At 51.1% G+C, this 12942-nt stretch carries 19 protein-coding genes; 3 read left to right on the top strand and 16 right to left on the bottom strand.

The genetic code is table 11. The features are described from left to right. The coding region (locus ABYV26_RS10645) for a DMT family transporter (protein ID WP_372680820.1) at nucleotides 1-535 on the bottom strand (535 nt) is incomplete at its 3' end. A gap of 76 nt (nucleotides 536-611) precedes the next feature. Beyond that, on the bottom strand, nucleotides 612-1067 hold the full coding sequence (locus ABYV26_RS10650; RefSeq protein ID WP_372680821.1) for a GNAT family N-acetyltransferase: 456 nt from the start codon (nucleotides 1065-1067) through the stop codon (nucleotides 612-614). Between the two features lie 397 nt (nucleotides 1068-1464). Here ABYV26_RS10650 and ABYV26_RS10655 point away from each other — a divergent pair, with 397 nt between their 5' ends. Beyond that, the gene (locus tag ABYV26_RS10655) at nucleotides 1465-1827 is read left to right on the top strand and encodes a PilZ domain-containing protein (RefSeq protein WP_372680823.1); all 363 of its coding nucleotides are present in this window, start codon (nucleotides 1465-1467) and stop codon (nucleotides 1825-1827) included. Nucleotides 1828-1862: 35 nt separating this feature from the next. Here ABYV26_RS10655 and ABYV26_RS10660 read toward each other — a convergent pair whose 3' ends face one another. Both ABYV26_RS10660 and ABYV26_RS10665 read right to left on the bottom strand, forming a co-directional pair. Beyond that, nucleotides 1863-2195: a PilZ domain-containing protein gene (locus ABYV26_RS10660; protein ID WP_372680825.1), complete on the bottom strand. Its 333-nt coding sequence runs from the start codon at nucleotides 2193-2195 to the stop codon at nucleotides 1863-1865. Next, complete coding sequence (locus ABYV26_RS10665) at nucleotides 2192-2476, bottom strand: integration host factor subunit alpha (protein WP_372680827.1); 285 nt, start codon at nucleotides 2474-2476, stop codon at nucleotides 2192-2194. The genes ABYV26_RS10660 and ABYV26_RS10665 overlap by 4 nt, the downstream gene beginning before the upstream one ends. A 378-nt stretch (nucleotides 2477-2854) precedes the next feature. Here ABYV26_RS10665 and ABYV26_RS10670 point away from each other — a divergent pair, with 378 nt between their 5' ends. Continuing rightward, nucleotides 2855-3076: a hypothetical protein gene (locus tag ABYV26_RS10670; protein WP_372680829.1), complete on the top strand. Its 222-nt coding sequence runs from the start codon at nucleotides 2855-2857 to the stop codon at nucleotides 3074-3076. Between the two features lie 458 nt (nucleotides 3077-3534). Here the strand turns inward: ABYV26_RS10670 and ABYV26_RS10675 are convergent, their stop codons facing one another. The 9 genes from ABYV26_RS10675 to ABYV26_RS10715 all read right to left on the bottom strand — a co-directional run bounded on the left by ABYV26_RS10675 (nucleotide 3535) and on the right by ABYV26_RS10715 (nucleotide 10014). Next, nucleotides 3535-4527 carry a uroporphyrinogen decarboxylase family protein gene (locus ABYV26_RS10675; protein WP_372680831.1) on the bottom strand — a complete coding sequence of 331 codons (993 nt, stop codon included), beginning with the start codon at nucleotides 4525-4527 and terminating at the stop codon, nucleotides 3535-3537. Nucleotides 4528-4640: 113 nt separating this feature from the next. Continuing rightward, nucleotides 4641-5078: a CGGC domain-containing protein gene (locus ABYV26_RS10680; protein WP_372680833.1), complete on the bottom strand. Its 438-nt coding sequence runs from the start codon at nucleotides 5076-5078 to the stop codon at nucleotides 4641-4643. Between the two features lie 152 nt (nucleotides 5079-5230). Then, nucleotides 5231-5464 (bottom strand): DsrE family protein, encoded by a 234-nt coding sequence (locus tag ABYV26_RS10685; RefSeq protein WP_372680835.1) that lies wholly within the window; start codon nucleotides 5462-5464, stop codon nucleotides 5231-5233. Between the two features lie 40 nt (nucleotides 5465-5504). After that, complete coding sequence (locus ABYV26_RS10690; RefSeq protein WP_372680837.1) at nucleotides 5505-5852, bottom strand: NifB/NifX family molybdenum-iron cluster-binding protein; 348 nt, start codon at nucleotides 5850-5852, stop codon at nucleotides 5505-5507. Nucleotides 5853-5923: 71 nt separating this feature from the next. After that, nucleotides 5924-6907 carry a hypothetical protein gene (locus ABYV26_RS10695; RefSeq protein ID WP_372680838.1) on the bottom strand — a complete coding sequence of 328 codons (984 nt, stop codon included), beginning with the start codon at nucleotides 6905-6907 and terminating at the stop codon, nucleotides 5924-5926. Beyond that, nucleotides 6888-7163: a hypothetical protein gene (locus ABYV26_RS10700; RefSeq protein WP_372680839.1), complete on the bottom strand. Its 276-nt coding sequence runs from the start codon at nucleotides 7161-7163 to the stop codon at nucleotides 6888-6890. The genes ABYV26_RS10695 and ABYV26_RS10700 overlap by 20 nt, the downstream gene beginning before the upstream one ends. Continuing rightward, on the bottom strand, nucleotides 7163-8401 hold the full coding sequence (locus ABYV26_RS10705; protein WP_372680841.1) for a hypothetical protein: 1239 nt from the start codon (nucleotides 8399-8401) through the stop codon (nucleotides 7163-7165). The genes ABYV26_RS10700 and ABYV26_RS10705 overlap by 1 nt, the downstream gene beginning before the upstream one ends. Nucleotides 8402-8500: 99 nt before the next feature. Then, a complete protein-coding gene (locus ABYV26_RS10710; RefSeq protein WP_372680843.1) occupies nucleotides 8501-9589 on the bottom strand; it encodes an MBL fold metallo-hydrolase in 1089 nt (362 codons plus the stop codon). Nucleotides 9590-9669: 80 nt separating this feature from the next. Then, nucleotides 9670-10014, bottom strand: a complete 345-nt coding sequence (locus ABYV26_RS10715) for a cytochrome c (protein ID WP_372680844.1) — start codon at nucleotides 10012-10014, stop codon at nucleotides 9670-9672. A 226-nt stretch (nucleotides 10015-10240) separates the two neighbouring features. Here ABYV26_RS10715 and ABYV26_RS10720 point away from each other — a divergent pair, with 226 nt between their 5' ends. Then, nucleotides 10241-11650 carry a sigma-54 interaction domain-containing protein gene (locus ABYV26_RS10720; RefSeq protein ID WP_372680846.1) on the top strand — a complete coding sequence of 470 codons (1410 nt, stop codon included), beginning with the start codon at nucleotides 10241-10243 and terminating at the stop codon, nucleotides 11648-11650. Between the two features lie 48 nt (nucleotides 11651-11698). Here ABYV26_RS10720 and ABYV26_RS10725 read toward each other — a convergent pair whose 3' ends face one another. From ABYV26_RS10725 to ABYV26_RS10735, 3 genes are all read right to left on the bottom strand, one after another. Next, complete coding sequence (locus ABYV26_RS10725; RefSeq protein WP_372680848.1) at nucleotides 11699-12415, bottom strand: spermidine synthase; 717 nt, start codon at nucleotides 12413-12415, stop codon at nucleotides 11699-11701. 17 nt (nucleotides 12416-12432) lie between these two features. Further along, nucleotides 12433-12639, bottom strand: coding sequence for a hypothetical protein (locus ABYV26_RS10730; RefSeq protein ID WP_372680849.1), 207 nt, complete (start codon nucleotides 12637-12639; stop codon nucleotides 12433-12435). A gap of 42 nt (nucleotides 12640-12681) precedes the next feature. Next, nucleotides 12682-12942: hypothetical protein (locus ABYV26_RS10735; RefSeq protein ID WP_372680851.1), on the bottom strand; the 261-nt coding region annotated here is incomplete at its 5' end.

Below are 12942 nucleotides of genomic sequence, written 5' to 3' on the forward strand. Positions count from 1 at the left end.
CCTTTCGCCACCTGAGGGACACCGAAAAAATTGAAAAGCCACAGGCGGCGGCAAAGCCCGTGACCGTTCCAAGAACGCTTCCGGCTTCCAAACCCTCGATGACCATCACGGTAATTCCGATGAGGGCAACGGTCATTGCAACCCAGGTGAATGGGTTTATTTTTTCCTTGAGGATCACAATCCCCATGAATGCAGCGAGAAAGGGGGTGGTTGCAAACAAAAACAGGGTATTGGCAGCGGTAGTCAGCGTTATGGACCAGATAAAACAGATAAAGGCTCCCAAGAGTCCGAAAGCGCCGACAATACCCGGCATACCGATTCTTTTGAAATGGTTAAAAAACCGGCTGCCATCTTTTGCAATAAGGCAGACGCACAGTATCGCCGCGACCGTCAGGCCCCGGAAGAACAGATATTGCCATCGATAGATTTGTGGATCGACCATGTAGCGGATCGTCAGGGCACCAAAAGACCACAGCGAGCCGGCTGCCAAAACAAAAAACAGTGCTTTAGTATGAGCCGTTTCGGCCATATTCATTTCTTTTCTCTCATAGTCAGCTTGAAGGCAATGTCACACTTGAGTGCGATTCCCCATCGTTGATCCTTCGCTGACATCAAAGGCTTCGTTCCAGGTTAACAATCGTTTTTGAGGGGCTGAAAAAGTTCGCGCTAAAAAAATGCATCAGTTTGGAATCATTTCTGTCGACCAGGATGTTTACTTTTTTAACGTTGAGATCTCTAAGATGATCCATAAATTCATTTATCAACCGCCCACCGATACCCTTATGCTGGTAATCTGGATCAACGCCGATGGTATCGAGGGTAGCGCCTTCCTGGGAGATGCCATATTCTCCCATATAGAGCTCACCCATAACAAACCCCACCACCGTTCCATCTTTTCCCTCTGCGACAAGTGACGTGGGCAGATACTCGTTGGACCTGAAAAGCTTTTCAAATTTCAGCTCATAATACTCCGCCCGCGAAGCATTGAATACTTTTTCGTCAATCCTGACCACAGCGTCAAAGTCGTCGGTATTCATGAGTCTAAATCTAATGACCATTTCCTTCATGGGATCTCCTTCCATCTTTAGGTCATCTTTTGATGATTTAATGCATGAAGGTAAATTGAATGATAATGAGCAAATATTCATGGTTTGAGCATAGCTGAGGTATGCCGATTTTTTCAAGTCCTATTGCATGTGATGGATTGGCAGGGCCACCATATACTGGAAAAATGTTTATACGGTATAAAATCCCTTTTTTTTTGATCATAATGTACCGCGTCCATCAATCCCATCAACGAAGGCAACGGATATTTTATACGTGCTTTGCACTTTGCATGTAAATCTTTTATACTCCGTATTGAAAAATAGATATATCGAAGGCGAAGGCAGCGCTTTTTTTTGGGGATATATTGGGGGCAATCGGCCAATACACCCATTCAGGTCTATTTATGAGGTTTGCCCAATGGCCGATATTCGAAGTAAAAAGAAAAATGTAACTAAAGAGAGAAGAAAAGACCCGAGGCTTGAATTTCATTGCAACGCCATGGTTCAGGGGATTGATGGGATTTTGACCATTACGGACATCAGTTTAGGCGGAGTTTTCATAGAAATAGGCGAACCGTATAAAATAACGGTTGGAAAAATGGTGACCATTAACGCCAAGCTCCCAACTGAAACCCAGGCAGTTAGATTTAAAGCCAAAGTTGTAAACAAAACCAATCGAGGCATTGGATGTCAGTTCATTGCTCTGGATGACTGGGAAAAAGAAGCGATATGCCTATGCTTCGAATATTTTAAGGACACGCTTCCCGCTGGATGCAAGTGATACAGGGTTGAGTCGAGGAAGATGCGGATGAACTTTCAACGCGGTTGATCTTGCTTAATTTCGATATGAGGGAATCGGCCATCCCGGCCGATTTTCGCTTCAACCGGATGGTCAAACATGACGGCAAAGCCCCTGTGGTGAGACCGTATCACCGTACCCGCAACGCTGGGCTTTTTGTCGAAAGCCAATACCGGGAAGCGAAGGCTGATCCGTTGCCCATCTCTGATCGTTCGTCGGCTGATAATATAGATACCTCCTGCGCTCACATTGCGGACCAGATCCCGATACGTTCCTGACTTGACGGTATATTTCGCAGTGAACAGGGCAATGTGGCGCGGATGTCGTCGTCGGTTGGCAATGGTATTCATTGTTTATTCACCTTGTCCCGCAGTTGACCAGAGCACTTGAAGGTCACGACGCGTCGCGGTTTCAACATCAGCTCATCCCCGGTGGCAGGATTCCGGCCTTTTCGCTCCTTTTTTTCCTTCACGCAGAACTTGCCGAAACCGGAAATAAGGATATCATCACCAACCTCCAGGTGGGTCTTGATGAGTTCGAGAAGAAATTCAGCGGTCTCAAGGGATTTGTTTTTGGGAAAATCAAGCTGGGCCTGGATCTGCTCGACGATGCCCTTCTTCGTCAGTGCCATGGGTGGATCTCCGTCTCAGCGATGGTGGCAGTGGAAAAGCGGAACACGTATAGGTTTGCAGAGATCCCTATTCTTGTCAAGGGGTTGGTATCGTTTGGCAAGAGTTACGGTTCGAACTTAATTTCACAGGGCCATCCTGATCCATGTTTCAATGCGCCATTAACCCTAAATGTCTAGCCGATAGCCTGGAAAAGGGCTAAAAGAACACTCGCCGGGTGCGGCGTGGGGTTGGACCGTTGATGAAGAACCGGGGTATGAATAGAATAGCGGTATGGCAGTCCTTTCCGCACAGCGACCCAAAATCGTTTTGCATCTCTGGACGGTCGGTTTTACTATTTTAACCATCTTGTAAAATCTTAAAAAATTAGGAGAAAAATCATGCAAACCTGTCGACTCAACGACTTCCTAAAAGTTCTCGAGCCATGGCTGGATCGGGATTACATCCGAAAGGTAGTTTTAACCAACCAGGACCATTTGTTGTTTTTTTTCACCGATGGTGGTCAAAAAGCCTATCACATCGATGACTGCACCAAAGCCCAGCTAAAAAATATCCTCGCCGATATCCGCGAGAAGGGCATTCCCATCGAAAAAACGCAATAAGAACATGGGACATCAGCTGTATTTTTAGATGATGTCGAGTGATTTGCAGGTTGGTGTTAAAGTTAATGTTCGATTTGGCGATATTTAAATACAGAACGCATCGGTGCCGGTCGTTACCGTTTTAATTTTTAAAATCCTGGCGCACACCCGCAATAAATCCGAAAATCGATGTGATGGGACAGTCCATATGAAACGTATCAAGAAAGCTGTGTTGCTGGCACTACGATACACGGCATATCGCTGGAACCGCCTGCGGACATATTACTGGGCTGACAATGAGCTGCACAAATTGAGATCGGTATATGTGATGCCCAACTTATATTATCGTTGGCTATACCAGGCCTGCTTGTGGCTGTCTGAAAGAAGAAAGTTCAGGCGTCTGGCAGACCGGGCCATGCATACCATCCCCTATCATGTCCGGTTCCATGTGGCTTGATCGTTAGAAAACCTTTTACGGATCACCCCTTGCGCGATATCTCTTCAAGCAGATGCCGATACAATCGGTAATTGGCGAAGGGAACGGTAATGCGAGGCCTGTCATCGAGGCAAGGAAGGTAATGACCGCCATCAAGCAGGTCCGGCACCGTCTCCTCCACCGCTTTTCTCACGGCCGCCTCATCCCGTGCCAATGCAGTTGCGTCGATCCCACCGATCAGGGCGACTTCAGTTCCGAATTGACGGCGAAGCTTAGGGTATTCCATGCCGGCGCTGCGGATGTTGCTGATCCAGAGGCCGTTGATGCCGGCGTCGATGAGCAATGGCAGGAGCGAGGTCAAGTCACCGCCGGTGGTGCACAAAATGCGAAGCGGGACACGATATTTATTTAAAAGGTCGATAACTTTCCTGTAACCGGGTATGGCGAAGCGTACAAACATCGCCGGAGAAACCACGGGTGCGTGGTTGGAGGCAATCGGCTCATAAAAAGAGGCATAGTCTACCGAAACCTTGGAAAGCACCCTCTCGAGGCAGTCACAGTAAAAGTCGGTGGTCCGATTAACCAGGTCCTCCACTATCTGCGGCCTTTTCATCAGCGCAAAACAAGCAGCGCGCAGCGACTCCCAATCTCCCACCCCCAACATCTGCAAGAGACCGCCTCCCGAGGCGTCCACATAGAGCACGCGGCCTTGTTGATGGTTGCGTTGGCTTTGTTTGACAAAGTTTCGCGCATACCGTGATCGCTGGTTTGGATGGTAATGCCGGATGAAAGTGGACGGGTCGTCGAGAAGATCCGGTGCTTGCTGATAAAAGGGGTAACTGTGCAGCGTCAATCCGACGGAATGGTGCGTTTCCAGACCGAAATAGGTCGAAAAGGACTGCTGTCGGGGAAGTCCCTCCCGGTACCATCGCCCGAGGGTACCTTCGTCGGGCTCAAGGTCGAAAAATGGGAACCTGTCCGTTTCGCCGCCCAAAAGGGTTCTTAAAAATCGTTGCCTCTGGGAAATTCCACCCACTATCATCCCCGGCCGTTGATCAAAGGATTATGGGAATATCGGATAAATCTAACTCGCGATAAACATACTAAATAAATATCCCACCGGTCAAAGCATAGTTGGTGTGACTAAACTTAATCGTAGTTTGCCCGTGTCACTTCATCACTCAGGGTTGGCGCAATCACTGGCGCCCATGCGGCGTCCGTCCATGTACCTAAATGGGTGTGCATATCCAGATATTTTTTCGGTATGGGGTGCGTGCCGACAACGACCGCGATCCCATACCGTTTTTCAAGGAAGGCTTTGAATGCGTCGATATGGGGACAGGGTGGGTAACCAACCACGAGGCCGGTAGCTAAATGAATAACCGTGGCGCCATTCTTCACCATCTCTTCGCCGGCATATTCGATGTTTCCACCCGGACAGCCATCACAAGTGGTAAAACCGACCAACTCAACGTCGAGGCCGGCGTAGATGCTGAAGGCACCCTCCTTGTCCCTCATCGCTCGCAAACACTTCCCGCCTGCACAGCGGCGGTAGCGATCGCAGATAATTATTCCAATCTTTTTCATTGACTTATCCCTATTCAGCGGTCGAAAAATGATTTTCAGAAATTAAACACTTTAGCCTCGGCAGCCAAATCTATCAGATGGGGTCCGCCATCGAGGATCATGTTCGAAAAGAAGCGTTTCTCGTCAACCTGACGAGCTTTGGCGCAGGGGATTCAAACGCCAATGGGAACTTGGTTCTCAACCAGATAAGGCAGATAATCATTGGGGCAGTCACCAGTGGGTGTCTTGACTGACAAATCTCTTGCGGAATCGGCCCAGCGAACGCCATTGTCGATAAAAAACAGATCCGTCTGGTGTCCTTTTGAATGCGCTATTTTGGCAAATTGAAAACACCGCGTTGCCGCCTCATTGTCATCTCTGCTCAAGACAAATAAAAAATTAGCCATGTGCTACCTCCTTATCATACTGGATTGACTGCCATAACTTTCAAACACCAGGTTTAAATCCGGGCATCCTGAAGCAGGGGGCATCGAGGCGGTTGCCCAAAAACGCCTCGGCGACCTGCTGAACATCGCCGGCGATGCCACAGATCAGGCTGATACCGGCAGCCTGAAGCATCCTGTCAAACACGTCGCTGACACCGCAGCAAATGACGGCATCGGGATTCAGCTTTTTAACAATCGCCATCCGCTCGGATGGGGCGTACATATCAAAAGCAACCTCCCGCCGATCGACTTCGGTTTGCCCCTCGAAATCGATGATCAACAGACGGGTACATGTATCCAGCACCGGTGAAACGCGATGACGGAATATGGGTATGGCGATTCTGATCATTTCCCATCACCCAAAAGCGCCTGCATGTATCGATTGGGCTTGGTCACCCCCCCCGGCGCTGCCAGCTATGGTCAATGGCACCCGCAGGTTGAGGCCAGGTTGGAGGCGTATGCGGTCTCGGCCAGAGACCACCAGAGCGGGTTGACCGATGCGCCTACAACCGATTGGTAGGGTGCCGTTTTCTCCGCGTGGTGGTGGTGACCGCAGGGAAACGCTCGGTCCAAAAGGATCTCCACTTGACCCGACTCCCCTTCCGGTTCCAGGACATCCAGTTCATTCGAATCAATCCTTTTATCCGGTCGGTCGGGGGAGGCAAATAAAACCGACGCGGCCAGACGGTGGATTTTCGGCGCATCCAGGCAATTAAATGTACGGTCGCCGGCATGCACGTATTCGAACCCCGATGAACGCGTGATGCGCACCCGAGCCGGTTTGGCCTTGCTGTAGTGGGCATACATGCCTAACAGGCGGTCAAAAACAGGGTACCCCAGCTGCCAGCCCGGCACCGATCGGCCGATCTCACCTTTCCGGTAGCATCGGGTTTTTCCGATCAGATCGACATTCACCACCGTTTCTTCGGGATAGACGCAACGCAGGGTATCCAAACTTTCCAAGGTAAAACACGCCATCGTGTCATCTTGGTTCACCCGGTAAATCATGGCAGCGACATTGAACAGGGAATCGGGGATTCTCTGCAACTCTTCGAACCGCGGGGTATGGGTGTCATCGAAAAGACGGCTTTGGCTCAACACCTGTTCCTCGTAGGAGAAGGTGTCAAAAACGGTCGTATTGTCAAATGGATAGCATTTGATGGAAAAATAGCCCTGTTTGTTCGCCGGATTCTTTTCTTCGTTCATGGCCGCTTCCAGTTGGAGGCGGTAGACCCCATGGGCATCCGACAACCACATATACCAGGCCGGCGCATCTCCCCAGATCTGACTGACCGCCTCCATTTCCAGCAGCGCCTTCAACTCGTCGATCCAGGAGGTGGTCACCAGCATACTGTTGACTTTGTTCTCAAAGAAGCTCTCGCACTCAGTTCCCGTAGCCGCCATGTTTTTCAAACAACTCCTTTATTATCTCATTCTTCCCTCGCCCTTCGGTGTGGATGCCATGCTGACGGGCGGTCTCGATTAAAATATCATCCGGGTAGGCCAGGGTCAGGGCATAACTGGATTCATAGGATTCAAAGAAATCATCGAACGTCAGGCGCTGCTGCGCTTCTTTAAACCCCTCCCCAAATCCTTCAACGGTCTTTTGGATCTGTCGGAACAAGTATTTTTTACAGAATGTCCTTTTGCTCTTATCCACTATTTTAGTTCCATCCTATTCTTTTTGAGCGGCCACCCTTCGAAAAAGTCCGTTTGAACCATGATGACGCTCAAAAAGAGAATGGTCCAAACCAGCGATGTATCGCCGGGCTGGGCGATACCGGGCACCTTGGCCAGAAAAAAGGTCGCCAGGGGGGAGTAATAAAACCAGTAAAAAAGCATGCCGCCGGCAACTGCCAGGATGGTTCGTATGACCGCGCCCAGCCACAGGCTTTTTACATGGGGGAAATTATTGAAATAGTGTTTCAGGATAAACGCTGCCAGGATAAAAAACCCGCATATCTCCCCGGCATGGATGAACCGGAAATCCGGGCCATCGGTGTATTGCCCGCCCACAAACGGTTCATCCCAAAAATAGTTCATGATCTGCATCAGGACCAAGAGCACGATGACACCCAGGACAAAGGTGACGACAAGGACGACCAGCCCTTTGGCCCAGGTAGATTCCCCTTCCTTTTCAAGATATTTCCAGGGATACCCGTCCCACAGCAGATCTGACGCCACAATCCAAAACAAGACGCAAAGGACCAGACCGAGCCCGAAAAAGGCGCTGCCCGTGCCGGCAAAATTCGCCCACCAGGATTCCACGCCGGCCTTGTCCTGGGCCGGGTAGAAAAGATAACAGACGTGGGGATGAAACAGGAGTATGTAGATGATGCCGCTGAAAAAAGTGACGGCAAATAATCTCGACCAGGCCGTCACACTCCGATCGTCATTTTGCCAGGGCCATCGGCCGAAACCGGTGCTCCAGAAAAGTGCCGTCAGTAAAAAGGCGGTGAAGTAGTAGACGATCGCGGTGGATGCGTTTTCGCGGGCATTAAAAATTTCCGCACCCTGACCGCCCGAAGCAATGATCGATTGCGGACTGAAATAAGCGATGCCGAATTTCCCGATAAAACCCCAGAAAAAAATAAAAACCAGAAAAAGCATCAGCAGGACGGCAGCGAGGGTCATCACTATGCCTCGCTGGACCGGTCCGAATCGTTGTGTTGAACCTTCCGGAAATGGATAGCCGCCGGCAACGTTGTTCAACAGCACGATGGCGGCAAGAAATCCGACAACCAACGAAAAACCGTACATGGGCGTGTACAGTTTCATCACCGTATTGGGGTTCATGAAAACATACCACAGCAGCCACACGATACAAAAAACCGCCACCAGATTGATCAATCCGAAAAAATAATTGAATTTTTGCCCTGTTCCAGCAGTCGTATTCATCTGGTCGACCCTCCATTAAGACAGCCAGGGGAAGAGGTGAGTGTTCGATCAACGAATCCCCTGGTCTGTCCTGTCTTTATGGCACGCTTTAAATAGCAGTTAGAAAACGACGTGATCACCGTTTGTGAGAAATGCATTGCTCGCGGTGGCCACGGTAGACTGCCTTTTGTATGACTTGAATTTATCGGTGCCTTTGACAACGGGGACACCGGCGGCGGCGGCTTTTTCAGCCCAGATCCATCCGGTGCAATGATTGCAGGCAAGCTTTTGAATCTTGAACGCTTTTACGCCCTTGATGATGTCGTCGAACTTGGGATCCCACGTCTCAAAGAGGGTAATGTGCAGCCCTCCGTAGCAACCATAGGGCTTATACCCTTCAAAATTTTTGCGTGCATAGGAGAACAGAGAGAGAATTCCCGGGTGGCAGCAACCGGTCACCGTGACGATTCCCTTGTCCTTGACATTGAAATAAAATACGTTTTCTCCCCTTACCCGCAGCAAAATGGGAACGTCGAAATTCCTGATGGCAACCCCCGGCATGGGGTTGTAGATACCATCTTTCTCGCCGTCCGGATCGCAGAGAATCAGCTTTCCGGAATGGGGGACATCATTCTTGCAGACATGCACATCCTTGCCTTCCTTGTTTTTGGCCGTCAAATGTGCGCCTTTGAGCAGCGCCATATCTTCCGGATAATAGGTCTTGGGCGCATACATGGTGATGTCGGGTTTGTGCTTCAAAGTCGATTCGATCCCCCAGTAGTGGTCGAGATGCCAATGGGATAGGACCATGAACTCGATCTCCCCGCTTTTCAACATGGCGGGGATGTTGTTCATCTCGTAGATATAGTCCACCCAGTCGTTGTTCCACCCGGAGTCTAAAAGAATCTTTCTCTCTTTACCCTCCAAGGTGGTCACGGTTAAAAGGGCCATGTAGCCGCCGGCATTGTCCCAGTCCCACGGAATGTCATACTGGTTAGTCATCGCTCCGCCGTAATCCAGCATGTGTTTTTTCAAGTTGTCGTTGTCGAACCAGCTGGTCTCGCTAAGCACATCTATACGCACGCTTTTAACTTCTCCGAAATCAATCTTTTTGCGCGCCTGGGCCTCGCGGGTCAGCGCCCCCGCACCGGTCAAAGATGTCGCAACGCCGGTGGCCGCCAAGGATTTTAAAAAGGTTCTTCGTTTCATGGCTTATCCTCCACTTTTATGAATAAGGGTTCATACTACCTTGAATCTTGCACGAGTCGGAGGCTTTCATCTGCAAGGTGCTATCCCGCTTCCCTTTCCATGCCCTGCCTCAGGTCGTAGAGCAGATCGATGATCATCTCGCTCTCGGCATCGGTCAGGTCGAGACCGTACCCGTGCATGACTTGAACCACCAGGTGCCAGTCATCACGAGTTCGACCGGCCTTTTCCGGATCGGCAACTGAAATGTGACACCCCAGGCAATTGCTTTGATAAAGCGTGTACGCTTTCTCATGCATCACCTTCTTCCCGCTTTTCGCCTCCTGCATGGCAACGCCGTGACTCCCGAAGATTAGGAATCCGGACACCAGGACCCCGGCGAGGACAAGCGACCAAGCGGCTCTTTTTCGAACCCAGGCACGTTTCATGGTGATACCCCCTTTTCCGTTGGATGATTGAAATGGATAATGGAAGAAAGAAGATCTGCCCAGAAGACTTAAGCAATAAACATACTATGGCGGCAGATAAAACGAAGATTAATTCCATCTATCTGGAATTAATCTGAAATTAAAAAATCCACTTGATTTTTCACTCGCTGATGTCATATACGGAGGGAACACTATAAAGCTTTTTCCCACAGGCAAAGGGAACAAAATGAACCCAAAAACGCGAACCGACCAACGCGTGGATCGATCCTTTTCGACGCCGAAGATGGGTCATCAAGCCGCAGCGGGAATGGCTTCGTCCGATGAATGCCTCGACGATCAATATCAGATCATCCTGGACAACATCACGGACGGTGTCTACGCGATTGATTTGAACTGGCGCGTCACTTATTTCAATCGCGCAGCGCAAAAAATTACCGGCATCCCGGTAGCGGAAGCCATCGGCCGGTCCTGTTTTGAAGTCTTCCGCAGCAATGTTTGCGAAAGCAATTGTGTTCTCCGAGAGACCCTGGAGTCCGGGTCCCCGGTGATCAATCGACCCATCTATATCGTTCGTGCCGACAAAAAACGAATCCCGATCAGTTCCACGACAACGCTATTGAAAAATGGCCAAAACAACGTCATTGGCGGTGTCGTGACCTTCAGGGATTTAAGTGATATCAGCGAACTGAGAAGGGCGTTGTTCAAGCAGCATTCTTATGAAGATATCGTGAGCAAAAGCGCCGGCATGCACAACATTTTCTCAATCCTGCCGCAAATTTCACTAAGTCACAGCACGGTGTTGATTCAGGGTGCCAGCGGCACAGGCAAGGAACTCATCGCCCGAGCGATTCACAACAACAGCCTGCACAAGGATGGGCCTTTTTTGGCCGTCAACTGCGGGGCGCTGCCGGATACCCTGGTGGAATCCGAACTTTTCGGCTATCGGGCGGGCGCTTTCACCGATGCGAAAACGAACAAGCCCGGAAGATTCGAACAAGCCCGGGACGGCACCCTGCTGCTGGATGAAATAGGAGACATATCCGCGGTCATGCAGGTCCGTCTCCTCAGGGTGCTCGAAAATAAAACCTTTGAACCGCTGGGTTCCAACCAGCCGATAGCCACCAACGCCAGAATCATCGTCGCCACGCATCACCATCTTGAAGAACTGGTCGAGAGGGGAACGTTCAGGAAGGACCTATACTACCGGATCAATGTGGTGAAGCTGTCTCTGCCGCCGCTGGCGGACCGCAAGGAGGACATCCCCCTGCTGGTGGATCATTTCATCGAGCGCTTCAACCGTCTGACGGGAAAAAACATTGCCGGGATATCCCAAAATGCCATCGCCACGCTGATGCTGCACGAATGGCCCGGCAACATCCGCGAACTGGAAAATGCCATCGAGCATGCCTTTGTGCTCTGCAGGGAAGATATCATCCGCGTGGCCTGCCTTCCGGGCCACATCCTTCCGCCCAGCGCACTGAACCCGATTGCACCGGGATTGACCCTGAAGGAAATAGAGAGACGGGCCATTCAGCAAGCGCTTGAAAGAAACCGGGGGAAAAAGGTGGCCACGGCCAAGGAACTGGGCATCAACAAAAACACACTTCGCCGAAAAATACTTCGGCTGGGCATCTGAAATGCCAATCCAAGCGCGGCCGCGGCGCTTTTACACGTCAGCTGACCGTTAGTCGCAACGCGCCAAATAAACCCCATTGGCGGTCACCGACTGCAGCAGGGGGTTGTCAAATTGAACTGTGTGGCCCTCGGCACTGGCAAAAACACCAGAAAGCAGTTCAACAAACGCATCTTCGGGTGGATCGTTGGACCAGAGGGCGAAGATGCCATGGGGCTTTAAAAACGATTTCAGCCGGCGCATGCCCGATTCTGAATACAGGTCCGCGTGACTGGGGTGCAGCCAGAATCCAGGGGTGTGGTCGATGTCCAGCAAAACGGCGTCGAACCTGGCACCTTTCTCCTCGGGGTCCAAGCCGTCACCGCGGATCAAGTCGAAAAAGTCGGCATGGTAGTAAACACAGCGACCGTCACGGCTCAGCGTGCTTCCGTTGGGCACCAGACCCCGACGGTGCCAGTCGACAACCGGTGCAAGGGCTTCGATGACGACCAGGCGCTTGACCTGTTTGAATGCCAATGCAGCCACCGCTGTGTAGCCCAATCCCAGGCCGCCGACGACCACATCCCACGCTGCCCCGCCCAACGCCCCCAACCCGATGTCGGCCAGGGCCACCTCGGAGTCATGGAACAGGCTCGACATAAGATAGTCATCGCCGAGCTTGACCTCGTATACCTCCCGGCCGCTGAGAGACAATATGCGCCGGCGGCGAAGCGTCAGTTCGCCCATGTGGGTTTTCTGGCAATCGAGTTCTTCAAAATTTGACGTCATGGGCCAGGGCACTGCTCCTATGTTGCGTCCGGTTCGGTTGGGGCCATCGCTTGGGCCATTTGATCCAAGAGATCCTCCACATCCCGGGAATCCAATTTCTCGCTGCGCAAGCCGCAAAAGGCCTTCATCTGCAATACGCTCACCGTCGGAGAAGCAAGATCCAGTTTTTTATTGAACACCACCCGCCGCAAGCAGCGGGGAATGTGCTCGCTTTCGCGGTTCAAGATAGTGGCTCAGGTCAAGGATTGTCATCGTTTCCATTGGTATTATTTAGAAAATTTTATGGACGTCGCCGCCACGACGCCCCACACCCAGTTGTAGACCAGAACGAAAGCCGGGGTCCACATGCCCAGGCTCAAGCCGGCCAGTCCTTTGTTAGCCTGGTAGGGAAAAATAAAAAACAGCTGAACCGCGGTCGGTAGAAGACTCAACAAAGTACCCTTGAGCAGGAAGCGTGAATTCAAAAGGGGCAGCACGAACAAAAGCCCCCAGATCCCCCCCCAGACAATCCGCGGATACAGCCAACC

The sequence above is a fragment of the Desulfosarcina sp. genome (assembly GCF_041551955.1).
GTDB lineage: Bacteria > Desulfobacterota > Desulfobacteria > Desulfobacterales > Desulfosarcinaceae > Desulfosarcina.